The organism is Silvimonas soli, from assembly GCF_030035605.1.
GTDB lineage: Bacteria > Pseudomonadota > Gammaproteobacteria > Burkholderiales > Chitinibacteraceae > Silvimonas > Silvimonas soli.
This window is the reverse complement of record NZ_CP106736.1, coordinates 3,507,869-3,532,197: the sequence shown is the minus strand read 5'-3', so window position 1 is coordinate 3,532,197 and position 24,329 is coordinate 3,507,869. Positions and strand designations below refer to the sequence as shown.

Below are 24,329 nucleotides of genomic sequence, written 5' to 3'. Positions count from 1 at the left end.
CCGCCGAAAAGTTAGCGCGGCGGCGCCAGTTGCAGCATCAAGGCATTGATAAAGCGGGTGTATTCGCTAATCATTGCGCTGACAAATTGCGGCAAATACGGCACCACCATATATAAAGAGACGGCGCCAATCGCCAGCGTAATCGGGAAGCCGATCGCAAAGACATTCAGTTGCGGCGCGGCGCGGGTCATTACGCCAATCGCCAGATTGGTGATCAGCAAGGCTGCGATAATCGGCATGGCCAGTTGCAGGCCGGTGCTGAAGATAACACTGCCGTGATCAACCAGCATTTTGAGCGCGCCAGCCGCCAATGGCTGCGCAGTGGGCGGAAACTGGCTGAAGCTGTCGACCAGTGCACGCAACACGATCAAATGTCCGTTCATGCTTAGAAACAGCAAGATCGTTGCGGCGCTCAAGAATTGCGCCACCACCGGCACATTCGCGGCACTCTGCGGGTCGTAAAACGAGGCAAAACCCAGGCCCATCTGCAAACCGGAAAGATTGCCCGCAAGCTCCACCGCCGTAAAAACCAGCCGCATGCTCATGCCGATCATCCAGCCCACCAGCAGCTGATTGATGCCGATCAGCACACCCGGTGCCGAGAATACCGGCACGTCTGGCATGGCCGGGAGAACGGGCGCGATCAGGATGGTGAGCAGCAGCGCAAAGGCCACACGTACGGTGGAGTTAATGGCAGCACTGGAGAAAAACGGATCGGCCAGGAACACACCGAGTATCCGCAGAAATGGCCAGAACAATAGCGCGAGCCAGCTGTTCATCTGGGCATCGGTGACAGTAAACATACTCAGCGGTTAACCAATCAACTGCGGAATGCTTTGGAACAGCCGCGTGGTGTAGTCGGTAATCACGCTGATCATCCACGGGCCGGCCAGCACAAACACCAGAAAGGCGATCAGCAGCTTGGGGATAAACGACAAGGTGGCTTCGTTAATCTGGGTGGCGGCCTGAAAAATCGACACGATCAAGCCCACCGCCAGCACCGCCAGCAGAATCGGCCCGGCCAACAGCACCAGCACTTCCATGGCCCGCTGGATCAGGGTTACGACGGTTTCGGGACTCATGCTATTCACCTATGAACGGACGGATCGGGTTTTATGGCAATGGAACACAAGCACGGCGAAGGTTTGATATGAAGCCGCCTGCGCACGCGCCTCTACCGCTATCCAGTATAGAAGCTCTGCACCAATGACCCCATCAGCAAGGTCCAGCCATCCACCAGCACAAACAACATCAGTTTGAAGGGCAAAGAGATGGTAACTGGCGACACCATCATCATCCCCATTGCCATCAGGATACTGGCCACCACCAAGTCGATAATCAGGAACGGGATAAACACCATAAAGCCGATCTGGAAGGCCGTTTTGAGTTCACTGGTCACAAACGCTGGCACCAGCACGCGCAGCGTGACGTCTTCCGGGCCATTGGGTTTTTGTGTACCAGAGATATCAATGAAGAAGGCGAGATCGCGCTGGCGCGTCTGCTTCAGCATGAAGTCTTTTAACGGTACGGCGGCTTTATCCAGCGCATCGTTAAACTGCATTTTCTGAGTGGAATACGGCACGTAGGCGTCGGTATAGATTTTGTCGAAAACCGGCGACATCACAAAAAAGGTCAGAAACAGCGACAAACCGACAATGACCTGATTGGGCGGCGTGGTGGTCGTGCCCAAAGCCTGGCGCAGCAGGGATAACACGATCACGATGCGGGTGAACGCGGTCATCATCAGCAGCACTGCGGGCAAAAAGGTCAGCGCAGTCAAAAACAGCAGGGTCTGGATCGGCAACGAATACGCCGTGCCGCCATTGCCCGGCGTGGCGGTCATGAACGGAATACCCGCATCCGCAGCGTGGGCGGTCAAGGCGAAACCGCCCAGCAATAAAGCAGCCGCCAGCATGGCTACACGTTTCATCAATACGGACTTCATGCCTGTGGTCTCTTGCGGGCGATGATTTCTGCCAGGCGAGTGGCAAATTGCGGCGGGACAGGTGCGGCGCGGGCATCGTCCGGTTTGGCTTGGGTATGCAGCAGGTTTACTGCGTGCGGCGTCACCCCAACCACCAACCAGGTGTTATCAAGTTCGACCACCACCACACGCTCTTTGGGGCCAACCATCGCACCGGACACCACGCGCAAGCGATTGCCCGCCGCCATGCCGGGCAGCAAGGAAAACCGGCGCATCAGCATGGCCGACACAAAAATCAGGCCGAGGACAAACACCAGCGCGAGCACGACCTGCGCCAGTTGGCCAAACGAAGAAGCGGAAGTTGCGGCAGGAATAGCTGCGGATACTGCGGATGCTGAAGTTGCGGCGAGAATAGTCCCCGCACTTAGCGTAAGGACGGCACCCAATGTGATGCGGTTTAACAGCATGAATTGCACTCGGGCGCGCCCGGCCCCACTTTGGACTGACGGATTATCGGGTAGACACCGGAATCAGAGGCCGCCTGCGCCATGCGTGGCAAGGCGAGCGGCTCTGATCACGTTCTGATGACTATTTATGCAGGCGGCGAATACGTTCGGCTGGGGTGATGATATCGGTCAGACGAATACCGAACTTGTCGTTCACCACCACCACTTCGCCCTGCGCAATCAGACAGCCATTGACCAGCACATCCATCGGCTCGCCAGCCAGACCGTCAAGCTCCACCACCGAGCCTTGCGCCAGTTGCAGCAAGCTACGGATGGCGATCTTGGTTCGTCCCAGCTCCACGGTCAGCGCAACCGGGATATCCAGGATCATGTCGATATTGTTCGGAGTACCTAGTGCGGTAGTCTGGACGGCGTCAAAGCGCTCGAAAATGTCGGCTGCGCTTTTTACGTCTGCAGCCGGTGCGGCGGCCTGACTATCTGCTTCGGCCTGCTCGGCCATGGCGGCAGCCCAGTCGTCCAGCGCCTCTTCGGGCGCGCTATCCTCAGCCATGTGCATCTCCCCGCTCTACATCGCCCGATCCCATCAAGGAGTCGGCGTTATTCAGTATTTTGTTGACTTTCAAAGCGTACTGGCCGTTGAGAATACCATAGTTGCATTCCAGCAACGGCACGCCGTCCACGTCGGCAATGATGGCTTGCGGGATCTCCAGCGAGATCACATCGCCCGATTTGAGGTTGAGAATATCGCCGAGCGTAACCTCGGTATTGCCCAATGTAGCCACCAGATCCACCTCCGCGTTCTGAACCTGCTTTTGCAGCAGTTTCAACCAGCGATTATCGGATTCGATCCGGTCAGCCTGCATGGAGCTGTACAACACGTCGCGAATCGGTTCGATCATGGAATACGGCAGGCAGACGTGGAAATCACCACCGCCAGCGCCGAGTTCAATCTTGAATGTGTAGGCTACGATCACTTCGGTGGGCGTAGCGATATTGGCAAACTGCGTGTTCATTTCGGAGCGTACGTAGCTGAATTCGCACTCGAATACCGGCTTCCACGCTTTGGCATATTCTTCAAACACCACGTCCAGCAAGCGCTGGATAATGCGTTGTTCGGTCGGGGTAAAATCTCGCCCTTCCACCCGCACGTGATAACGACCATCTGAGCCAAACAGATTATCGACCACCAGAAATACGAAGTCCGGATCAAAGATAAACAAGCCGGTGCCACGCAACGGCTTCATCTGGATCAGGTTCAAATTGGTGGGTACAGCCAGATTGCGAATGAACTCGCTGTATTTCTGCACCCGCACCGGGCCAACGCTGATTTCAGCATTGCGGCGCATGAAATTAAACAAGGCAATGCGCAAATTGCGGGCAAAGCGCTCGTTGATGATTTCCAGCGTAGGCATGCGCCCACGCACAATGCGCTCTTGCCGACCAATGTCATAGGCGCGCACGGCACCCGCGTCGAGGTTTTCCTCAACGACGTCTTCCTCTCCGGTCACCCCACGCAAAAGCGCGTCGACCTCTTCCTGGGAAAGAATATCGTCTGCCATTGATACGATCTGTTTACCCGTAAAACCTGCGGTTTACTGCAATTACCAACTGTTATTGCTCGTTATTGCACTGACTATTACTTTTTATTGCCCAATACCGTTATGCGCTATCGCGCCGTTATTGCACGATGAAAGTCGTGAAATTAACGGACAACACACCCTGATCATCGGCATGAACGCCCAGAACTTTATTAATGGCCTGGCGAATCTCATTACCCAGCTTATCGGTACTGTTTGGTGCCTTCATGTCTTCTGGCGTTTTGCTGCGCAAGAGCTTGTTCACTTCGTTCTGCACTTTGGGCAGCAAGTTTTTCAGGTCTTCTTCTGATGCCGCATCCGCAACTTCAACCACAATGTCGGTTTGCAGCATGGTTTGCCCGTCAGGCGAGTTCAGGTTAACCGTGAACTGCGACAGCTTTTCGAAAATCGGGGGATGATCAGTCTTTTTCTTCTCGGCTTTGGCCTTGCTTTGATGGGAGGACGAATCACTACCATCATCTGCGCTGTCCGAGCTGTTATGCATCAGCAGGAAAGCGGCAGCGCCGCCAGCGATGACCAACACCAGGACGACGCCGAGGATAATAAATAACAACAGCTTGGATTTGCCTTTGGGCGCCTTGGCTTCAGCCATAGTTTATTCCGTACGTTTACGTTGCTTGCCTGCGCCCGGCGGATTCAAACGCGCCTGCAGCGATCAGCACTGTATCTGCAGGCCTGGCGCGCACGGCACACCAATCCCGCCTCTCGTTTTTGCATTATCACGTGCCTGGCTTACTGATGCCAGCCGGTTTTCATGCGTGTATCGTTCCAGGTCTTTTTAAATTATTGCAGCGCAGTAAAAGTGACATAAAGCCGCTTTGACCCGGCTTCAACGGTGCCAGACCAACCCACATCGCATTTGCAAGACCTGGCCGGGTTATACCCATAAACCAGACGGAAAACAAGCGGCTACTCCCGCCGTGAAGGCGGGTCTGAAGTAATAAAACGAGCAAGCAAGCGAGCTAGCCGGATTTATCCGCTAACTAGATATATAGATTCAAACCGGAACGCGCGACAGGTACGCGGATTGTGCCGGTTACCGGTGTCAGTGCCGCCTGACTGGCGTCGACGACTCCCCCCCACTGACTGCGCCCCTGATTCTGGCCGTTGCTGCCATCAAACTGGCGTTGCATTTGTTGCTGTTGTGCTTGCTGGTTAAGCGAGTCTGACGCCACCTGCACATTGGTCAGGGTAATGCCCTGATCGGCCAGCAATGCCGACAACCGTGGTGTTGCCGCTGCCAGCGCCTCACGCACACCAGCGTGCTGCGAAGTGAAGATCACGCTCGCCTGGTCTTGCGCCATGGACAAACGCACTTCCATCGGGCCCAGATGCGGCGGATTCAGTTGCATATCCAGTTGTTGTTCTTGCTTGCCAATCATCATCGACACCCGTTGCGCCACGGCGTCGCCCCACTTGTTGTCAGTCACCGGCACGGCGATCTGGTGAACTGCGGTGGTCGGTTTGGCAGTTTGATCCTGATTGGCCGCGATGGGGTGTTGCTGAGTCGCGGCCGTCAATTGCGCCAGCGCGGTGTCGTCCGTATCGCTGGTGGTCGCGGCGCTATTAGCGGCGGCATTTTGCAAAAGCGGCAAGAAATTGCCGTCGGTTGCGGCAATATCCGCCATGGAATTCGCCGCTTTGCCGTCTCCCGCTTTCATATCCTGCAACAGCGCTTTGGCATCGCTCGCCGTTAGTGCGTCGTCGCTAACGCTGCCCTGGTGCGCTGTCAGCATGGCGTTCAGCGAGGCCAGGGCGTCCGTCGAGCTAGTACCAGACGTTGCAGCCGCGGCGGTTGGATCGGTAGGTGTAACGTTGGTGGCGGGCTGCATCAGCATGGCTTGCAACATCGCCAGCCACGACGAGGTATCGCCATCAGTCGCTGTGTTGTCTTTGTCTTGCGCGGCGGCCTCGCGTGCAGCGGCCTTGCTGGCTTTGGCCGCACTATCAGTACTGGCGTCAGCGTTTTGTGCGGCGTCTTGTTTGGCTTGGGTCTGGGCCGGGCTGGGGGATGGTGCCGGCGTTGGAGACGGTGATGGCGCCGGCGCTGGTGTTGCCTTTTTGGCAGTCTGCTGCGCATCGGCCAGCGTTGCGCCAAAGTCTACGCCATTGCTGTGGCCAGCTTGTTGCGTCGCCCCGGCAGAGCTGGCGGAAAACGCTTGAAACGAATTGACAGAGGACGCGGCAGCCATTGGGTAATCCTGAATCTGGGTACAGATTGAAATACGAGTTGGTTCTATAAAAGCAAAACCAATGCCAGGCCCCGCCGCGCCCGCGCTTGCTGCTAAACTTCGGGGCACGCCACAACGGCAAAGTGACAGGGATATCATCGCCAGATGGCAGAAGATTCAGATCTAGAGAAAACAGAACCCGCCTCGGCCAAACGGCTGGAGGAAGCGAAAAAGCGAGGGCAGGTGCCGCGCTCGCAAGAACTGGGTTCGTTTGCGGTGATGATGACCGGCTTGCTCTCGATGATTTCGCTCGGCCCATCGCTGGCTCAGGCGATCACAGGCATTTTCATGCAGGCGTTTACCTTCAACCGCACCATGGCGTCCGACCCCACGCTGCTGTTCCCGTTTCTGACCAATGTGTTTCACATCGCCCTGTTCGCGGTATTGCCGGTCGCTATCGCCTGCGCCATCGCCGGGCTGGTCAGCCCGCTGGTTTTGGGCGGCTGGCTGTTTACCACCGAAACCCTGGCCCCCAATTTCGGCCGATTGAATCCGGCCAAAGGGCTGGGCCGCCTGGTGTCTTTGCGCGCGCTGGTTGACATGAGCAAAGCCATTCTCAAATCCGGCCTGATTGGTGGCGTGGCTTGCCTGGTATTGTGGCGTGAGCGCGATCAATTGCTGCAACTGGCCGTCATGCCGAGCACCGAAAGCTACGGTTATCTGTGGCAGATGACCCGCTATACGCTCACGCTGGTGATTGGCAGCATGGGCTTGATTGCCGGCATCGATGTGCCCTGGCAGTTGTGGGATTACTACAAAAACCTGCGCATGACCAAAGAAGAGGTCAAGCAAGAGAACAAAGAATCTGAAGGCGATCCGCAAGTGAAGGGGCGCATCCGCCAGATGCAGCGCGAAGCCGCGCGCAAGCGCATGATGTCCAAGATTCCCAAAGCCGATGTGGTGGTCACCAACCCGACCCACTATGCCGTGGCATTGCAATACAACGAGCGCATGCGGGCACCGCAGGTCATCGCCAAAGGGGCTTATCTGCTGGCAGAGCGCATTATCGATATTGCGCAGGAAAACAAGGTCACTGTGGTACGTACGCCACCGTTTGCGCGTGCGTTGTATCACCACACTGAACTTGGTCAGGAGATTCCGGCGGCACTGTATACTGCGGCTGCCGAGTTACTCGCATATATCTATCAATTGAAAAACTGGCAAAGCCACGGCGGCCAGGCTCCAACACTGAATACGGATTTGCCGGTGCCAGCCGAACTGGACCCGGAACACTCAAGCCAAGCTGAAAACGGAATCACTTCCTGACCATGAAGTTCTCTGCAAAAGCCACGTCTAGCCATGTGGCGTAAAATCAATGTGGCCGTGCTGGCCGTCCCCATCCTGGTCTTGATGATCCTGGGCATGATGATCTTGCCCCTGCCGCCGCTGGCACTGGATTTCTTTTTCACTTTTAATATTTCGATGTCCATCGTGGTGTTGATGGTCGGTTTGTACACCCGCGAACCACTCGAATTCTCCGCCTTCCCTACCGTTTTGCTGTTTACCACGCTGTTGCGCCTGGCGCTGAACGTGGCCTCCACCAAACTGGTCCTGACTGAAGGCCACAACGGCGCCGATGCCGCCGGTAAAGTGATTGAAGCCTTCGGCCACGTGCTGATCGGTGACAACCTCACCGTGGGTATCGTCGCCTTCGTCATTCTCACCATCATCAACTTTGTGGTGATTACCAAAGGTGCAGGCCGGATCGCCGAAGTGAGCGCCCGCTTCACGCTGGATGCGATGCCCGGTAAACAAATGGCGATTGACGCCGACTTGAACGCCGGTTTGATTGGCGAAGAAGACGCTCGCAAACGCCGCAGGACCATCGCCGAAGAAGCCGACTTTTTCGGCTCCATGGACGGTGCCTCCAAGTTCGTGCGCGGCGATGCGGTCGCCGGTATCTTGATCATGGTGATCAACATTGTGGGCGGCTTGATCGTCGGCATGGTGCAGCATGACATGGCCTTTGCCGACGCTGGCCGCACCTACACGCTGTTGACCATTGGTGATGGCCTGGTTGCGCAAATTCCGTCGCTGATCATCTCGGTTGCCGCCGGTATCGTGGTGTCCCGCGTGGGCACCGACGCCGACCTGTCTCAGCAACTACTCGGACAGTTGTTTGCCCGCCCGCAGGTCATGTATCTCACCGCTGGGGTGATGGGTCTGATGGGGATTATCCCCGGCATGCCCCATCTGGCGTTCCTGACCCTGGCCACCTTGCTGGCCTCGATTGCCTGGACCGTTGAAAACAAGACCAAAAAAGAAGTGGCCACCACGGCGGCAGCGGCCCAGACTGCGGCAGCCGCGGCTGCACCTGCGGCGGCGGCAGAGCAACCGTTGCAGGAAGTCAGCTGGGCCGACGTGCAACCGGTTGATCCAATCGGGCTGGAAGTGGGTTACCGACTGATTCCGCTGGTTGACCGCAATCAGGACGGCGAGTTGCTACGGCGCATCCGTGGCATCCGCAAAAAGATCGCGCAGGACTTGGGCTTTCTCGTCCCGGCCGTGCATATCCGCGACAATCTGGAACTCAAGCCCAATCAATATCGCATTCAGCTCAAGGGCGTGGATGTCGGCGCGGGCGAAGCGTTTGTGGGCCAATGGCTAGCCATTAATCCCGGTAGCGCCAGTGGTCAATTGGCTGGCACTGCTACCAAAGACCCGACCTTTGGCCTGCCCGCTGTGTGGATCGAAAACACGCTGCGCGATACCGCTCAGGCTATGGGTTATACCGTGGTGGATGCGTCCACCGTGGTAGGCACGCATATCTCCAATATTCTGCAAAGCCACGCCGCCGAATTGCTGGGTCGCGAGGAAGTACAGCAGTTGCTCGACCATTTCGCCAAAGAAGCGCCCAAGCTGGTGGAAGACCTGGTACCCAAGCTGGTGCCGGTTGGCACCGTGCAAAAAGTGCTGCAGAACCTGCTGGACGAAGGCATGCACGTGCGTGACCTGCGGACCATTCTGGAAACTTTGGGCGAGCACATCGGCCGCACCCAGGATATCGACGACCTGACCGCCGCCGTGCGGGTTGCGCTGGGCCGCGCCATCATTCACCAGTTATTCCCCGGCGAAAACGAATTGCCGGTGATTACGCTGGAGCCGCAACTAGAGAACATTCTGGTCAGTGCAGCCACCGGCAAATCGCAAGGCGGGCTGGAACCGGGTCTGGCCGAACGCTTGTTGAAACAGGCATCCACAGTGACCGAAGAACTGGAAGCGCAGGGTTTCAACCCGGTGCTCATCACTCCAGGTAATCTGCGCCCGATGTTAAGTCGTTTTTTGCGGCGCTCGATCCCCAATTTGCGGGTGATTGCCCATAACGAAATTCCGGACACCAAGTCGATCCGGATTGTCGGGGTTTTGGGCGCCGGTTAGACCGTTTCAGCCCCGTAGCCCGGATGAAGCACAGCGAGAATCCGGGGAGGCGATATAAATCATCAAGGCTGTGTTGGCCGATGTAGTCCCCGGATTCACGCTTCGCTTGCCATCCGGGCGACGAAAGATACGTGACGAATCTACCCATGCTGAAATTGCATAAAAAAAGGCGCCCAATCAGGCGCCTTTTTTCATAGCCAAACAGAACTGCGCATTACAGCGCCGCCATCAAGCCATTCAAACGTTTCACAAAGCCAGCCGGATCTTCCAGCTGCGCGCCTTCAGCCAGCACGGCCTGGTCGTACAGCAGGTGGGTCCAGTCATCAAAGCTGCCGCCGTCCAGTTGCGCCTTGAGCTTTTTCACCAACGCGTGTTCCGGGTTCACTTCCAGAATCGGGCGGGTGGATTTCACATCCTGCCCTGCCGACTTCAGTAGACGCTCCAGGTTGGCGCTCATGTCAAAGTTGTCGACCACCAGGCAAGCCGGGCTATCGGTCAGGCGATGCGTTACGCGCACGTCTTTCACCTTGTCGCCCAGCGTGGTTTTCACCTTCTCGATCACGTCTTTGAGTTCTTCGGCCGCAGCTTCTTGCTGTTGCTTCTCGGCTTCATCTTCAAATGCGGTCAGATCCAGTTCACCCTTGGCCACCGATTGCAGTTTCTTGCCTTCGAACTCAGTCAGGCTAGAGGTCAGCCATTCATCCACGCGGTCGGACAACAGCAAGACCTCGATACCCTTCTTGCGGAAGATTTCCAGATGCGGGCTGTGTTGCGCGCCAGCGAAGGTATCGGCGGTGATGTAATAAATCTTGTCCTGGCCTTCCTTCATGCGGCCAATGTAATCGGCCAGCGTGACGGTCTGCTCGGGCGTGTCGGCTTGGGTAGACGCAAAACGCAGCAGCTTGGCGATGCGCTCTTTGTTGGCGAAGTCTTCGCCGACGCCTTCTTTCAGCACCTTGCCAAACTCAGTCCAGAACGTGGTGAAGTCTTCCGGCTTGTTTTCGGCGAGGTCTTCCAGCACGCCCAGCACTTTCTTCACACAACCGGACTTGATCGTTTCCACTTCGCGGCTGGCTTGCAGGATTTCACGCGAGACATTGAGTGGCAGATCGGATGAATCGATCACCCCGCGCACAAAGCGCAGGTATTGCGGCATCAATTTTTCGGCGTCTTCCATGATGAACACGCGCTTCACGTACAGCTTCACACCGTGGCGACGGTCGCGTTCGTACAGATCAAACGGCGCATGTTTAGGGATATACAACAGCTCGGTGTATTCCTGACGGCCTTCGATGCGCGCATGGCTCCAGGCCAGCGGCTCTTCATAATCGTGCGAAACGTGTTTGTAGAACTCTTTGTACTGCTCTTCGGTGATATCGGACTTGTTACGCACCCACAGCGCGTTGGCCTGGTTGACGGCTTCTTCGCCTTCAGCCGGTTCGATATTGCCGTCTTTGTCGTAGCCCGGTTGCTTGGCCATCAGGATCGGCAGACTGATGTGGTCCGAATACTTGCGCACGATGCCACGCAGGCGCCAGTCATCCAGGAACTCGTCTTCACCTTCTTTCAGATGCAGCACGATCTCGGTGCCGCGGCTGGCTTTGGAGACATCTTCCAGCGTGAAGTCGCCTTCACCGCCCGATTCCCAACGCACAGCCTGGTCGGCTGGCAAGCCAGCGCGGCGGGTGGTCAGGGTGACTTTGTCGGCAATGATGAAGGCCGAGTAAAAACCCACGCCAAACTGGCCAATCAGGTGGCTGTCTTTGGCCGCGTCGCCACTCAATTGGCTGAAAAACTCTTTGGTGCCGGAGCGGGCAATGGTGCCGATATTGGCAACCACTTCATCGCGGCTCATCCCGATGCCGTTGTCGGCAATGGTGATGGTGCGGGCGTCTTTGTCAAACGACAGCTTGATGGCCAGATCGCCGTCACCTTCGTACAAATCGCCGTTATTGATGGCTTCAAAGCGCAGCTTGTCACAAGCATCCGAGGCATTGGAAACCAGCTCGCGCAGGAAAATCTCTTTATTGGAATACAGCGAGTGGATCATCAACTGCAGCAGTTGCTTCACTTCGGCCTGAAAGCCAAGCGTTTCTTTACTCATGGGTTGAACACTCCTTGTTGCGATGTAATTCGTTGCCGGGCGACGGCAGATGGCAGATCAGGTGGGGGCGATAAAAACCGCTTTCAAGGTGGGGGATTGATTTACCGGACCAGTTTTACGCCTCGCACGGCGTACCCTGCCAACATGTAGCCCGGATGAAGCGGAGCGAGAATCCGGGGTGGCGATGGCGATAATCCCAAACCGGTTATTCATTTATGCATTGCCCCCGGATTCCCGCCCCCCCCCACCGCCACCGCCATATGTGATACCAAGTGCTTTGTGGGGGTACCCCCGAGGGGCACGCTTCATCCGGGCTACGAAGCGAGGCTTAAAAAGCAACTCAAAGCAACACAGGCCGATCCGGCAATTCGTCTATCTGTTCCTGGCCGGTCACTGGTACAAACCGGGCGAGCACCGTATGTGCTGCTTCAACGCCCAACAATGCACCGCCTTGCCAATCGCGTCGCGCAAAAGCACTGGCTATCGCCGCATGCACGCTGGCCCATTCCGCTTCTGGCACGCGCAGCGCAACGCCACGATCCGCGATGATTTCAATGGCCCGTTCAGCCAGCAGCAAATAGATCAGCACACCGGTATTGCGCTCGGTATCCCACACCCGCAGGTTGGAAAACACCTCTTCGGCCCGCTGGCGAGCGCTGCGGCCAGACAGCAAATGGTCTATCGACAAGCGCCCTTCTACTGCAAAGCACAACTCGGCATCGTGCAGGCGTTCACTTTGGGTTACGGCATGCTGGATGGCGTCCAGCGCTGAATCAGGAAAACGCTGGCGTACCAGCGGAGCAAACAAGTGGCGAAATAATCGGGTAATCATCTGTGCGCCCTCTCACCAGCCACCGGAGGCACCACCGCCTCCCGATGAACCACCGCCGCCGGAGAATCCGCCTCCACCACCAAAACCACCTCCCCCGCCAAAGCCGCCACCTCCACCACCGCCGGTATAACGTCCGCCACCGCCCATGGCCATCATGTAAAAGAATGCGCCGGAGCCCAAGCCAGCGGCCACCAGCGCCATCAACAGCGCTGCAGCGGGCGAGCCCAGCAACAGCCAGCCCGCCGCAAAGCTGGGCAAACCCGCCATCATCGCCCTCGTGAAGCCGCCAAATTTGAAAGCCGAACCCAGCATCAGCACAAACACGCCGAAGATACCGGCGCCAATCAAACCCGGAGGATTAACGCCTTCGTCGACATGCTGTTCTTTGGTTAAGGGCGGCGGCAGTTGCTCACCTTCAATCAGCAGCGTCAGTGCGCCTACCGCATCGTTGATGCCGCCATAAAAATTGTTCTGGCGAAACTGCGGGGCGATGTATTCGCGAATGATGCGTGCGGCAGCAGCGTCCGGAATCGCCCCTTCCAGCCCGTAACCGACCTCGATGCGCACTTTGTGATCGTTTTTAGCGACGATCAACAACACACCGTCATCCACCTTCTTGCGCCCGAGCTTGAACTGCTCGAAGGCATGCACAGCGTAGTCTTCGATAGTGTCCGGTTGTACGGTAGGGATAATCAGCACCGCCAGTTGCGAGCCTTTCTTTTGCTCCAGCGCAGCCAGTTTCTGTTCCAGATCCTGAACTTGCTGCGCGCTGAGCGAGCCGGTGGTGTCAGTCACCCGCGCGGTGATGGCCGGGATGGGTGGCGAATCGGCATCCGCACGTACCGCTGCTGGCAACAACAGGCCCAGCACGCACAGCAGCGGCGCCATCCAGCGGCTCAACACCAACCATAGCGACGGATTACGCATCACCATGCGCTCGCTCACTTGGCTGCAGGTTGCGGTGTGGGCTGCGAGAAATCTACCGTCGGCGCAGTCGAAATGGCCTTCTCGTTATCAACAGTGAAGTTGGGCTTCACGTCGTAGCCGAACATCTTGGCGGTCAGGTTATTGGGGAACTGGCGGATCAATACGTTGTAGTCCTGGACGGACTTGATATACCGATTGCGTGCCACCGTCACGCGGTTTTCCGTGCCTTCCAGTTGCGCCTGCAAGTTCTGGAACAAGCCGTCGGCTTTGAGATTCGGATAGTTCTCGGTCACCACCATCAAGCGCGACAACGCGCCAGACAACTCACCCTGCGCTGCCTGAAAACTGGCCATGGCTTTAGGGTCGTTGATCATTTCCGGAGTCATCTGGATGCTGCCCACTTTGGCGCGAGCGGCGGTTACCTCAGTCAATACTTTCTCTTCGTGATTGGCATAGCCCTTCACGGTGTTGACCAGGTTAGGCACCAGATCAGCACGGCGCTGATACTGGTTTACCACCTCAGACCAGTTGGCTTTGACTTGCTCGTCGTTCACCTGGATGGCGTTGTAACCGCAGCCGGTGAGAAAAGCCAGCAAAGCACACGTAAGTAAAAGGCGGGATATATTGAGAAAAGCAGACATGAAAGCTGTCTCCAGAATGTGTATTGAGTCACAACTATACACAACCGTAGACAATTCACCGGGCCAGGTCAGTCAAACCTGGCCCGCTTGACGCTCAGCGGGCGTTAATCCGCGCCAGCTCTTCAAAGTAGGTCGGGAAGGTCTTGGCGGTACATTTCGGATCGTTGATGCGCACCGGCACGCCGCCGAGCGCTACCAGCGAGAAGCACATCGCCATGCGGTGATCGTCGTAGGTATCGATCTGGGCATTGGGGATAAACATAGCAGGCGGGGTCACGCGGATATAGTCCTGGCCCTCTTCCACTGCCGCGCCAATCTTGCGCAATTCGGTTGCCATCGCGCTCAGGCGGTCGGTTTCCTTCACGCGCCAGCTTTCGATATTGCGAATGGTAGTGGTGCCTTCAGCAAACAGAGCGGCCACGGCGATGGTCATGGCAGCATCGGGGATATGGTTGAGGTCGATATTCAGTGCCTTGAGCTTGCCGCCAATGGCTGGTGCGGCTTCGATGTGATTAGCAGCCCAGGTAATTTGCGCGCCCATCAGTTCCAGCACTTCGGCAAAGCGTTTGTCACCCTGAATGCTCTCGCTGCCCACACCTTCCACACGCACCACGCCACCACCAATGGCGCCAGCAGCAAGGAAGTACGACGCACTTGAGGCATCGCCTTCTACATGAATTGTGCCGGGGCTTTGATACACCTGGCCGCCGGGGATAAAGAACTCGCTCCAGTCACGGCGCTCGACCTTCACGCCAAATTTAGCCATCAGATTGAGCGTAATTTCGATATACGGTTTGGAGATCAGTTCGCCGACCACCTCAATCGTGACATCTTCACCGGTCAGCGGCAGCGCCATCAGCAGCGCCGTTAGAAACTGGCTGGACACATTGCCTTTCACCGGCACGCGACGGCCTGCCGTGATACTGGCCGGGCGCAGCTGCAACGGCGGAAAGCCGTCGTTACCCAGATATTCCACATCGGCACCGACCACCCGCAATGCGTCGACCAGATCACCAATCGGGCGCTCGTGCATGCGAGGCACGCCATGCAGCTTGTAGGTGCCACCAGCCAGCGCCAGCGCGGCGGTCAGTGGCCGGAACGCAGTACCGGCGTTACCCAGAAACAAATCGGCGTCTTTGACTGGAAACACACCGCCCACGCCTTCCACTACAAAATCACGCGTGCCTGCGGTTTGCATCCACTTCACGCCCAGCGAGGTCAGTGCCTCCAGCATGCGCTCGATATCGTCACTCGCCAGCAAGCCTTTGACTTCGGTGCGGCCACTGGCCAGCGCCGCCAGCAATAGTGTGCGATTAGAAATGCTCTTGGAGCCGGGCAGGATCACGGTGCCATTCACCCGGGCAATGGGGGCAAGGTCGAGGTATTCGAGATGTTCTGCTGGTTTCATGATGGGAGCGCGCAGGGTAGATTCGGGAAAGCACCAATGATAACACTGGCATGACGCCATACGCGGCGCCTGGGCGCGATCCGGTACAATGGGCGATTGCCATTCGAGCCGCACGCCATGCTCAGCTATCGCCACGCCTTTCACGCCGGCAACCATGCCGACGTTCTTAAACACACCGTTCAGATCGCCCTGCTGCGTTATCTGAACCAGAAAGACAAACCATACACCTACGTGGACACCCACGCCGGCGCGGGCATTTATTCGCTGGTGGAAGGTTACGCCACCAAAAACGCCGAGTTTGAAAGCGGCATCGCCCGCTTGTGGGATGAAAAGAATCTGCCCGAGGCACTGGCCGATTACATCAAGGTGATCCGCGCCTTCAATCCGGATGGCAAGCTCAAGCTGTACCCCGGCTCGCCCGCTTGCGCGCTGGAAGTGCTGCGCGAGCATGACAAAGCGCGGTTGTTCGAACTGCATTCAAGCGACAGCAAACTGCTGGTGCAGGCCATGGAACACTATGGCCGTCAGGTGCAAATTGACGCGGGCGATGGGTTCACCGGCATCAAAGCGGCTCTGCCGCCAGCATCCCGCCGTGGTCTTGTGCTGATTGATCCACCGTATGAAGACAAAAACGATTACCGCCATGTGATCGATGGCTTGCAGGAAGGTCTGAAGCGCTTTGCCACTGGCACCTACGCCATCTGGTATCCGCAATTACAACGCGAAGAAAGCCGTACCCTACCCGCCAAACTGAAAACGCTGCCAGTGAAAAGCTGGCTGCATGTGGCGCTGAGCGTGCAATCGCCATCTGCCGACGGGTTTGGCATGTATGGCAGCGGTATGTTCATTCTCAACCCGCCGTGGACTTTGCGCGCCACCTTGGCAGAGATCATGCCGCTGTTGGTGGACAAGTTGGGGCTGGATGCCGGGGCGCGATTTACGCTGGAAGCGCATGAGAATTGATGACGCTGTTTGGAGTTGAGCCCGAGTCCGTTTCCTGTCATCCCGACTACAAGTTATTGTTTATGCCTACCGGCACGGCTAAAGGCATTTGATACCCCGGGGTGCCGGGGAGCACGTTACTTTTCTTTGCTTCGCCAAAGAAAAGTAACCAAAAGAAAGGCGACCCCACGCTGATGCCCCTCCGGGGTTCCCTCGGTCGGTCGGGAGCCCAAGGTCTCCCTCCACTCCCTCGGCAGTGGCGTCAGGGAATTTGAAAAGCACACCGTCTGTTGGCGAGCCGTCACTGTTGGTTCCTATCTCGTCTGCCAACGACCCGCGCGGGAATGACGATGTAATAACGGCTGTTGCTTCTACTGCCATCACCGACATCCCACGCAGCAAACCCCGCCGACCGAGGGGACGACGGAGGCGCGCAAAGACCCTTGGCAAACAAACGGTTCGTTTTGGCTTTTGACTTCGGGCCCCCTTGCGGCAGCGGGGTATCAAAAGCTTTTCACAACCGTGCCGCAGGCACTAACATAAAAGCTTTTAAGGCTCTAGTCGTAACAGCAAGGCGGGTCGCCCCCTCCCTACATCGTCTAACACCAAAATCGCCAGCACACCATCTTCAAACCCCGCGTTCCTCAAACACCTCCTGCGCCGCAAACAAGCCATTCAATGCCGCCGGAAACCCCGCGTACACCGACATCATCATCAAAATCTCGGTGACCTCTTCCCGCGTCACGCCCACGTTCAGCGCCGCATTCACGTGCACTTTCAATTGCGGCGTGGCATAACCCAATACGGTCAACGCGGCGACCACGGCGATTTCGCGATCCCGCAGCGACAAACCAGGCCGGTTGTAGATATCGCCAAACGGATACTCAACCAGATACTTCGCAAAATCCGGCGCAATGGCCGCCAGACGCTGGACTACTTGTTCACCAGCACGACCATCAATTTCGCTCAGCCGTTCCAGGCCGCGCTGGTAGCGAGAGGGTGTCTGAGTTTCGTTGTTCGCTGCTTGTTGCTTGGTGGTGTTCATGGCTGTTTCCCTGTGCAGATATGGCATGCCGGGATTCCTGCTGGTGATAAATCGCAATCTTTTCCCGCAAATAATCTGCGGTTTGCTGCAATTCAAGCAGTTGGGTTTCGATCTCACCCAAATGGCTTTGCAGCAGATGGCGGCGCTCAACCAGCGTGTCATCCCCCTGGCTGCGTAGCGCGGCATAAGCCAGCATTTGCCGGATCGGCATGCCGGTATTGCGCAAACGCAGCAGGAACTCGATCCAGCGCAGATCAGTTTCCGTATACAGCCGTTGCCCGCCCGGGGCACGGTGTACCGGTTCGATCAGCCCGATGCGCTCGTAATAGCGCAGGGTGTGGGCCGACAAGCCGGTACGTTGGGACATCTGTTCGATCTGAAGAAACGGTTCCATGAATCCATCCTGCAAGTTAGAGTGCGCTCCAGGTCAAGCATTTTTGATCGCGGCACGCAGCGGGTCAAATGCCCAATCAGCATTTACCGTCAACCGGTCAGGAGCAAAACTGCAAAAAGGCGTATAATTATCAACGCTTAATGTCGAAATCCGGCATCAATCCATTTTTGCCGCTCGTATTACCCCAAGCAGATTGGGCAGTTTCGGGTGGCCAGAAGCACCAAAACACTAGCAAAACCGGCGTGCGCGCGTGGCCCGTTCAGATGGGCTGCGTCTTGCGGCACTGGTTTTTGGTTTACCCCTAACTGGAGCAACAATGGCTAAAGAAGATCTTATTGAAATGGAAGGTACTGTCGCAGAAGTATTTCCGGAATCGCGTTTTAAAGTGGTTCTGACCAATGGTGTTGAAGTGATCGCCTATGCATCGGGCAAGATGCAAAAGAATCGTATCCGTGTACTGGAAGGTGATCGCGTGACTGTTGAAATGTCTCCGTATGACCTGACCAAGGGCCGCGTGAGCTTCCGTCACAAAGACGAGCGCGCACCTACTAGTCCTGGCGGCAACCGCCCACAATTCCGCCGCCGCTAAAGCGCACGGCGCCGGGCACGGCTACTCCTGTTGGCCTATGGTATTGTCAAATTGCCTCGTTATACTGGTGGCGATTGCGATAATCCAGACAACATGGAGTAGTTGATGCTCAGGCCCCGTTTGCTTCCCTCCCGCGTTTCTTTCGCTTCGCTGCAAACCGCCATCCTTGGCGGATTGATGTTTGTTTCGGCAGCAGTTCATGCTGAAACTTTAAACGTCGCCGTCGCAGCAAATTTGCAATACGTCTTTACCGAGCTTGCCAGCAGCTTCACCAAAACCACCGGGATTGAAGTCAAACCTTCTTTCGGCGCTTCGGGCAAGTTCTATACCCAGATTACCCAAGGCGCGCCTTTTCAGGTGTTCATGTCTGCGGATATGGATTTCCCGCAAAAGCTGCAGGATGCCGGGCAAACACTGGAAGCACCCAAACCTTATGCTTTGGGCTCATTGGTGGTCTGGACCACGCGTGATCTGAAAATTGAAGGCTGGCAAAAGCTGGTCAACGACCCGTCAGTCAGCCATATCGCCGTGGCCAATCCGCAAACCGCCCCCTATGGCCGAGAAGCCATCCATGCCCTGACCACCTTCAAGCTGGCCGATGCCGCCAAGCCCAAGCTGGTGTACGGCGACAATATTTCGCAAGCCACGCAATTCATTACCACCGGAGCAGCAGACTTCGGCTTTACCGCCAAATCGCTGGTGCTTTCACCCGAAGCCCGCGGCAAAGGCCACTGGGTTGATGTCCCAGCCACAGCGTATTCGCCAATCGAGCAAGGTGCTGCCTTGCTCAAATACGCCAAAGACCATGACCTGGCTGCGGCTCAAGCGTTTTACCGCTTTATCTCTTCCCCTGCCGCCAAAACCATCTTTGAACAAAATGGATACCGTGCACCATGAATCGCATTCCAGCCATACTCGTACAACTGGAGCATGAGAATGGCGTGACGCTGATTGATGCCCAGGCCAGTGGTCATTCGTTTTCGGCAATGCTGGTGGGCGATCAACCTGATCTATCTCCGGGCGCCGCCATCACGCTGGTATTCAAAGAAACCGAAGTCGCCATCGCCCGCAATCTGGGCGGGCAGATCAGCCTGCGCAATCGTGTTCCCGCCCGGATCAGCAACCTGGAAAGCGGCAAATTGCTCACGCGAGTCGAGATGGATTTCGCGGGTGTCCCGGTTTATGCGGTCATTACCACCGGCTCGGCAGAACGCATGGCTTTGCACGTAGACGCGCAAGTGGAATGGCTGGTCAAAGCCAACGAAATGGGTATTGAGTGCTGAACACCGTTGACCCGCAACCGCTGCTGCTCACGCTCAAACTAGCCACGCTCACCACCGGTATTTTGCTGGTGCTGGCGGTACCGCTGTGCGCCTGGCTGGCTCGCGGGCATGGCCGGGCTCGGTCACTGGTAGAAGTCCTCATCAGCCTGCCGCTGGTATTGCCTCCCACCGCGCTGGGTTTTTATTTGCTGATTACCTTCAGCCCGGCCTCCTGGCTGGGCGGCTGGCTGGAACGCACTTTGTCGCTGCGCCTCGTTTTCAGCTTTAACGGGCTGGTGCTGGGGTCCGTACTATTCAGTTTGCCATTCATGGTGCAACCCCTACTCGCGGCATTACGCCAGACGCCGGTCAACTTGCTGGATGCTGCGCGTACCCTGGGCAAGCATGAACCCACCATTCTCTGGCGAGTCTGGTTGCCGCACGCCCGACACGGCGTATTTGCCGGGGCCATTCTGGCGTTCGCCCATACGGTAGGCGAGTTTGGTGTCGTACTGATGCTGGGCGGCAATATCCCGGATCAAACTCGCGTGGCCTCAATTGCTTTGTACCAGGAAATGGAAGCCCTCAACTACCCGGCCGCGCATACCTATGCGGCGATTCTGGTGGTGTTCTCGTTCCTGGTATTGCTGGCGCTGCAACGGGTACAAAGGCGGCGCGCATGAGTCTGTTTATGGACGTCACGCTGGCGCTACCTGGACGAGCGCTGACCATGCAGGTGGATGTTCCGCAAGGCGGTTGCCTGGCGCTGTACGGCCCATCTGGCGTTGGTAAAACCACGCTACTGCGGATACTGGCGGGCTTGGCGCAACCGGAATCAGGCATGGTCCGTTTTAATGGGCAAACCTGGTTTGATGCGACCAGTCATGAACAGACGCCAACCCGTTCGCGTCGCGTGGGTTTTGTCTTTCAGGATTTCGCGTTGTTCCCCAACATGACGGTGGATGGCAATCTGGCCTTTGCCCAACCCAAACCCGACGCCACGCGCCGCGGTCACTGGCTTGAGTTAACCGGCATGACCGAGTACGGCCGCCGTTACCCGCGAGAACTGTCGGGTGGGCAATTGCAGCGCGTCGCCCTGGCCCGGGCGCTGGCCAGCGAGCCGCAGCTGCTGTTGCTTGATGAAGCACTATCAGCGCTGGATGGCAGTTTGCGCAGCAACTTGCAACAGGCGCTGGCCGATATCCTGAGCGAAACGCAACTCACCACAGTGCTGGTCAGCCATGATCCGGGCGAAGTGTTTAGACTGGCTAGTCAGGTAGCGTATTTGCAACCCGACGCGCCCACTCGTTACGGCACGCCGCGCGAGGTACTGCTCAATACCAATACTCTGGGGCGCTATGCGCTGGCCGGTCAGGTATTGCTGGTTGAACCCGCTGGCGTGCAGGCACGTGTGGTCATCGCCATTGGCCAGGAAACGTTAACCACTCTGGTCAATCATGCAGAAGCTGCAGCCCTGCATGTGGGGCAGCGGGTCAATGTGGCGCTTAATGGCGCCAGCGCCATGGTTAGCGCCGCATAAACAACTGTTAACAATGTTACCGATTCCAGCGCAGGGATAAACCGCTCACCATGTCGACTGTTTTTATCGCAATGCCCGATGCCCTGATCAACTTGGGTATGGCCACTTTGTATGGCGCGGTGCTGGGTTTGAATCGCCAGCTGCATCGCAAGCCCGCTGGTTTGCGTACGCATTGCATGGTGGCGTTGGGTACCGCGCTGGCCGCACTGACCGTAGCGCGGATCACCGGCGCAACATCGAGTGATGTCAGCCGGGTGATGCAAGGCGCAATTACCGGCATCGGCTTTATCGGCGCCGGGGTGATCATTCATCGGGGGGAGAAAGAGCGCGTGGAAGGTTTGACCACTGCCGCCTCGATCTGGCTGGCCGCCATGTTAGGCCTGGCTTGTGGCAGCGGCGAATGGCAGATTGCCGGGGCCGCGCTACTGTTTGCGCTGGTCATTCTGGTATTTGGCGGGCATTTCGAAAAAGCGGTGACCATACTGATTAATCCACCGCACCCAACCAAGCCACCCAAAACGCCAGAGAGCGAACACGGCGAAGGCGACTGACACCGCGCTGCAAATCAAGCCAGTTTATTAATTTAATTAGTCCAATTAGTCCGTTAATCCGGCTTGCCAGCTGCCCCGCCGCGCAAACAGCTCATCCTGCGCAGGTTCTCTTCCACCTCGTGCAGCACCGCTTGGGCGATGGCAATGCGCTCCGGCGCCAGACCATCCAGTGCTTTTTCAAAGAAAGCATGGCGCTGCGGTTGTGCCGCCGCAATCAATTGCTTGCCCGAAGCGGTTAACGCCACGCGCGTAATGCGATTGTCTTGCGGATCGGCACTGCGGGTAACCAGCCCGTCATGTTCCAGGGCTTTCATTTGGCGAGTCAGGGCACCGGCATCCATGATCAAACGTGTGACCAGCTGTTTTTGCGTTGCTTCCGGCATGTCGGCCAAGGCCTGCAGGATGCGCCAGCGCGGCAGGGCGTGCCCGACTTCGCCCTCAAATGCCGCGTACATGGCCCGCGCAGTGCGCGCCATTTGTTGCAGCAGATTGCGGTCTTGCTCACTCATGTGATGCCTCGACTTTAGTCACACGGCGTTGCAGCCTCAGCGGCGGCACGCGGCGCACAATCAACAGCGCCAGCACCATCACGCCTACCACAGTCCATTGCCCACCGTGAATGGCGTTCACCAGCGCCACCCGGGCACCGTCCAGCAAGGCGCCAGCCTGTACGCCAGCCTGCCCGGCGGCCTGGCTAAACTGTTGCGCGACGCTGTGATTAACCAGAATCTGCGGGTCATCCAGCCAGTGCGCCCATTGCATGCTGCCCGGCGCCTGATTTTGCAAAAAGTCCTCAACCCCTGCGGTATAGCGATGTGTCACAAAGGTGCCGATCAACGCCGTGCCCAGCATCCCGCCAATCATGCGGGTGGATTGCAGCATGGCGGTGGCGATGCCCAGTTGCGTACGCGGTGCGGTTTCCTGGGCAAAGATGGTCAGATTAGGCATCAACAAACCCAAGCCCAGTCCGCCCATCATCATCACCAGCACAATGACCCAATGCGGTGTGCCCAAGTGGGTCTGCGTCAGGCCGAAGGCGGCCACCCAGAAAAAGGCAAAGCCGACGTACAGCATGATGTTGGGCTTGGGCACGCGCGTAATGATGCGGCCATTGATAATGCTGCCCACGGTAATGAACACCACCAGCGGCGTGACTAGCAGACCGGCCTGATTAGGCGATAGTCCGAAGCCGCCCTGGAACATCAACGGCGCGTAGTACATCACTGCAAACAGGCAAAAGCCCATCAGCACTGACAATATGAACAACGGCTGCAAGCTGCGATGCGTGAACATATCCAGCGGCAAAATCGGATTGGCGCAGCGGCGTTCCCACCACAACAGCAGCACCACCGAGCCAATCGCCACTACGGCCAGCAGCGCCAGCAGCAACGGCGGCTTGCGCTGCGGCAACCACTCCACCAGCAGCTGCATGCCGCCCAGCGCCACTGCAATCAGTGCAGCGCCCAGCCAATCCAGCCGTGACGGTGTGTGATCGGCATGGCGAATGCGCGGTAGATAGCGCCAGACAAACCACACACTGATCAAGCCTACGGGCAGGTTTACAAAAAACACCCAGCGCCAGCCGCAGTATTCAGTCAAAAAGCCACCCAGCGACGGGCCAATGGCGTTGGCCAAGCCGAACGCGCTGCTGAACAACACCTGCCAGCGCAAACGCTCATGCGCGTCGGGAAATAAATCGGGCACCGAGGCAAAGGTAGTGGCCACCAGCATGCCGCCACCAACTCCTTGCAACGCCCGCGCCAGCACCAGCTGGATCATGCTTTGCGCCATCCCGCACAGCATTGAGGCCACGGTAAACAGCACAATCGCCGCCAGCACAAACGGTTTGCGGCCATGGTCATCCCCCAGCCGACCAAAGATGGGAATGGTAATGACCGAGGTCAACAGATAAGACGTGCCAACCCAGGCGTACAGGCTGAAGCCTTTCAGTTCAGCGACAACCGTCGGCAGCGCGGTGCCGACCACGGTTTGGTCCAGCGCCACCATGATCAACACAAAACACAGGCCCAGCATGGCGAATAAACGCTGGCGAAAGGCCTGTTTGGGATTCGGAATTTCGGGGGTTACTGCAGGTGTCTGGGCTTGCATGAAAATCTATTGCCGTATCAATCGTTGCCAAGTCAATTATTTTGCAGTAATTGACCTTACTTGTCTATTTTTGAAATCAGCACACACAATTGAATGACATAACCAGCCCATCTCGCCTCGGGACCCAATGCCTCTACCCTCTCTGAATCGCAACGCGTTGCAATGGCTGGAGGTCTAGTACCAACCGCAAATTGCCATGACCACCGGGCGCGTTTGCGGCGTTGAAGCCCTGCTGCGCTGGCCGGGTGTCACCGACTTTGTACAACCGCCATCGGTGTTTGTGCCGCTGGCCGGGTATTCCGGGGAGCAGCCCGCCTGGTCCCCGCCGTTTGCCGGTTTTGCTTAAACTGCGCAAGAGCGTAAATACCAGTGGGTGAATGGTCGCTG

27 protein-coding genes are annotated in these 24,329 nt (G+C 57.3%); 10 read left to right on the top strand and 17 right to left on the bottom strand.

The features are described 5' to 3' along the window. Positions 1-11: 11 nt before the first annotated feature. The 8 genes from fliR to N7220_RS16205 all read right to left on the bottom strand — a co-directional run bounded on the left by fliR (position 12) and on the right by N7220_RS16205 (position 6,181). Positions 12-779: a flagellar biosynthetic protein FliR gene (gene fliR, locus N7220_RS16240; RefSeq protein WP_283148564.1), complete on the bottom strand. Its 768-nt coding sequence runs from the start codon at positions 777-779 to the stop codon at positions 12-14. A gap of 33 nt (positions 780-812) precedes the next feature. Next, positions 813-1,082: a flagellar biosynthesis protein FliQ gene (gene fliQ, locus N7220_RS16235; RefSeq protein WP_283148563.1), complete on the bottom strand. Its 270-nt coding sequence runs from the start codon at positions 1,080-1,082 to the stop codon at positions 813-815. Positions 1,083-1,180: 98 nt separating this feature from the next. Continuing rightward, positions 1,181-1,945 carry a flagellar type III secretion system pore protein FliP gene (fliP, locus tag N7220_RS16230; protein ID WP_283148562.1) on the bottom strand — a complete coding sequence of 255 codons (765 nt, stop codon included), beginning with the start codon at positions 1,943-1,945 and terminating at the stop codon, positions 1,181-1,183. Next, positions 1,942-2,391 carry a flagellar biosynthetic protein FliO gene (gene fliO, locus N7220_RS16225; RefSeq protein ID WP_283148561.1) on the bottom strand — a complete coding sequence of 150 codons (450 nt, stop codon included), beginning with the start codon at positions 2,389-2,391 and terminating at the stop codon, positions 1,942-1,944. The genes fliP and fliO overlap by 4 nt, the downstream gene beginning before the upstream one ends. A gap of 121 nt (positions 2,392-2,512) precedes the next feature. Beyond that, a complete protein-coding gene (gene fliN / locus N7220_RS16220) occupies positions 2,513-2,941 on the bottom strand; it encodes a flagellar motor switch protein FliN (protein ID WP_283148560.1) in 429 nt (142 codons plus the stop codon). Next, a complete protein-coding gene (fliM, locus tag N7220_RS16215; RefSeq protein ID WP_283148559.1) occupies positions 2,934-3,950 on the bottom strand; it encodes a flagellar motor switch protein FliM in 1,017 nt (338 codons plus the stop codon). Before fliM ends, fliN begins: the two co-directional genes overlap by 8 nt. Before the next feature lie 118 nt (positions 3,951-4,068). Further along, complete coding sequence (locus tag N7220_RS16210; protein ID WP_283148558.1) at positions 4,069-4,581, bottom strand: flagellar basal body-associated FliL family protein; 513 nt, start codon at positions 4,579-4,581, stop codon at positions 4,069-4,071. A 391-nt stretch (positions 4,582-4,972) separates the two neighbouring features. Next, entirely contained in the window at positions 4,973-6,181 is a 1,209-nt protein-coding gene (locus N7220_RS16205; protein ID WP_283148557.1) for a flagellar hook-length control protein FliK, read from the bottom strand. 144 nt (positions 6,182-6,325) lie between these two features. On the opposite strand from N7220_RS16205, the gene flhB reads away from it, so the two are divergent. Then, positions 6,326-7,486, top strand: a complete 1,161-nt coding sequence (flhB, locus tag N7220_RS16200) for a flagellar biosynthesis protein FlhB (RefSeq protein ID WP_283148556.1) — start codon at positions 6,326-6,328, stop codon at positions 7,484-7,486. 33 nt (positions 7,487-7,519) lie between these two features. Next, positions 7,520-9,598: a flagellar biosynthesis protein FlhA gene (gene flhA, locus N7220_RS16195; RefSeq protein WP_283148555.1), complete on the top strand. Its 2,079-nt coding sequence runs from the start codon at positions 7,520-7,522 to the stop codon at positions 9,596-9,598. A gap of 214 nt (positions 9,599-9,812) precedes the next feature. Here the strand turns inward: flhA and htpG are convergent, their stop codons facing one another. The 5 genes from htpG to aroA all read right to left on the bottom strand — a co-directional run bounded on the left by htpG (position 9,813) and on the right by aroA (position 15,510). Further along, entirely contained in the window at positions 9,813-11,702 is a 1,890-nt protein-coding gene (htpG, locus tag N7220_RS16190; RefSeq protein ID WP_283148554.1) for a molecular chaperone HtpG, read from the bottom strand. A 340-nt stretch (positions 11,703-12,042) separates the two neighbouring features. Then, complete coding sequence (locus N7220_RS16185) at positions 12,043-12,534, bottom strand: TPM domain-containing protein (protein ID WP_283148553.1); 492 nt, start codon at positions 12,532-12,534, stop codon at positions 12,043-12,045. A 12-nt stretch (positions 12,535-12,546) separates the two neighbouring features. Then, positions 12,547-13,479 (bottom strand): TPM domain-containing protein, encoded by a 933-nt coding sequence (locus N7220_RS16180; RefSeq protein ID WP_283148552.1) that lies wholly within the window; start codon positions 13,477-13,479, stop codon positions 12,547-12,549. After that, positions 13,476-14,102 (bottom strand): LemA family protein, encoded by a 627-nt coding sequence (locus N7220_RS16175; protein ID WP_283148551.1) that lies wholly within the window; start codon positions 14,100-14,102, stop codon positions 13,476-13,478. The genes N7220_RS16180 and N7220_RS16175 overlap by 4 nt, the downstream gene beginning before the upstream one ends. A gap of 94 nt (positions 14,103-14,196) precedes the next feature. Beyond that, complete coding sequence (aroA, locus tag N7220_RS16170) at positions 14,197-15,510, bottom strand: 3-phosphoshikimate 1-carboxyvinyltransferase (RefSeq protein ID WP_283148550.1); 1,314 nt, start codon at positions 15,508-15,510, stop codon at positions 14,197-14,199. A gap of 117 nt (positions 15,511-15,627) precedes the next feature. On the opposite strand from aroA, the gene N7220_RS16165 reads away from it, so the two are divergent. Continuing rightward, positions 15,628-16,473, top strand: a complete 846-nt coding sequence (locus N7220_RS16165; protein WP_283148549.1) for a 23S rRNA (adenine(2030)-N(6))-methyltransferase RlmJ — start codon at positions 15,628-15,630, stop codon at positions 16,471-16,473. Positions 16,474-17,080: 607 nt separating this feature from the next. Here the strand turns inward: N7220_RS16165 and N7220_RS16160 are convergent. Both N7220_RS16160 and N7220_RS16155 read right to left on the bottom strand, forming a co-directional pair. Next, on the bottom strand, positions 17,081-17,497 hold the full coding sequence (locus N7220_RS16160) for a carboxymuconolactone decarboxylase family protein (RefSeq protein WP_283148548.1): 417 nt from the start codon (positions 17,495-17,497) through the stop codon (positions 17,081-17,083). After that, positions 17,409-17,891: a MerR family transcriptional regulator gene (locus tag N7220_RS16155; protein WP_283148547.1), complete on the bottom strand. Its 483-nt coding sequence runs from the start codon at positions 17,889-17,891 to the stop codon at positions 17,409-17,411. The genes N7220_RS16160 and N7220_RS16155 overlap by 89 nt, the downstream gene beginning before the upstream one ends. Before the next feature lie 316 nt (positions 17,892-18,207). On the opposite strand from N7220_RS16155, the gene infA reads away from it, so the two are divergent. The 6 genes from infA (at position 18,208) to N7220_RS16125 (ending at position 21,833) form a co-directional block, all read left to right on the top strand. Then, positions 18,208-18,480 (top strand): translation initiation factor IF-1, encoded by a 273-nt coding sequence (gene infA / locus N7220_RS16150; protein WP_283148546.1) that lies wholly within the window; start codon positions 18,208-18,210, stop codon positions 18,478-18,480. Positions 18,481-18,585: 105 nt separating this feature from the next. Continuing rightward, positions 18,586-19,377: a molybdate ABC transporter substrate-binding protein gene (gene modA, locus N7220_RS16145; RefSeq protein ID WP_283148545.1), complete on the top strand. Its 792-nt coding sequence runs from the start codon at positions 18,586-18,588 to the stop codon at positions 19,375-19,377. Then, complete coding sequence (locus N7220_RS16140; RefSeq protein WP_283148544.1) at positions 19,374-19,763, top strand: TOBE domain-containing protein; 390 nt, start codon at positions 19,374-19,376, stop codon at positions 19,761-19,763. The genes modA and N7220_RS16140 overlap by 4 nt, the downstream gene beginning before the upstream one ends. Continuing rightward, positions 19,757-20,425, top strand: coding sequence for a molybdate ABC transporter permease subunit (modB, locus tag N7220_RS16135; protein ID WP_283148543.1), 669 nt, complete (start codon positions 19,757-19,759; stop codon positions 20,423-20,425). The genes N7220_RS16140 and modB overlap by 7 nt, the downstream gene beginning before the upstream one ends. Beyond that, complete coding sequence (locus N7220_RS16130) at positions 20,422-21,282, top strand: sulfate/molybdate ABC transporter ATP-binding protein (protein WP_283148542.1); 861 nt, start codon at positions 20,422-20,424, stop codon at positions 21,280-21,282. Before modB ends, N7220_RS16130 begins: the two co-directional genes overlap by 4 nt. Positions 21,283-21,332: 50 nt before the next feature. Then, positions 21,333-21,833 (top strand): MgtC/SapB family protein, encoded by a 501-nt coding sequence (locus tag N7220_RS16125; protein WP_283148541.1) that lies wholly within the window; start codon positions 21,333-21,335, stop codon positions 21,831-21,833. A 53-nt stretch (positions 21,834-21,886) separates the two neighbouring features. On the opposite strand, the gene N7220_RS16120 is transcribed toward N7220_RS16125, so the two are convergent. Continuing rightward, on the bottom strand, positions 21,887-22,342 hold the full coding sequence (locus N7220_RS16120; RefSeq protein WP_283148540.1) for a MarR family winged helix-turn-helix transcriptional regulator: 456 nt from the start codon (positions 22,340-22,342) through the stop codon (positions 21,887-21,889). Next, the gene (locus tag N7220_RS16115) at positions 22,335-23,942 is read right to left on the bottom strand and encodes an MDR family MFS transporter (RefSeq protein ID WP_283148539.1); all 1,608 of its coding nucleotides are present in this window, start codon (positions 23,940-23,942) and stop codon (positions 22,335-22,337) included. Before N7220_RS16115 ends, N7220_RS16120 begins: the two co-directional genes overlap by 8 nt. Positions 23,943-24,138: 196 nt before the next feature. On the opposite strand from N7220_RS16115, the gene N7220_RS16110 reads away from it, so the two are divergent. Further along, positions 24,139-24,288: a hypothetical protein gene (locus tag N7220_RS16110; RefSeq protein WP_283148538.1), complete on the top strand. Its 150-nt coding sequence runs from the start codon at positions 24,139-24,141 to the stop codon at positions 24,286-24,288. Positions 24,289-24,329 lie beyond the last annotated feature (41 nt).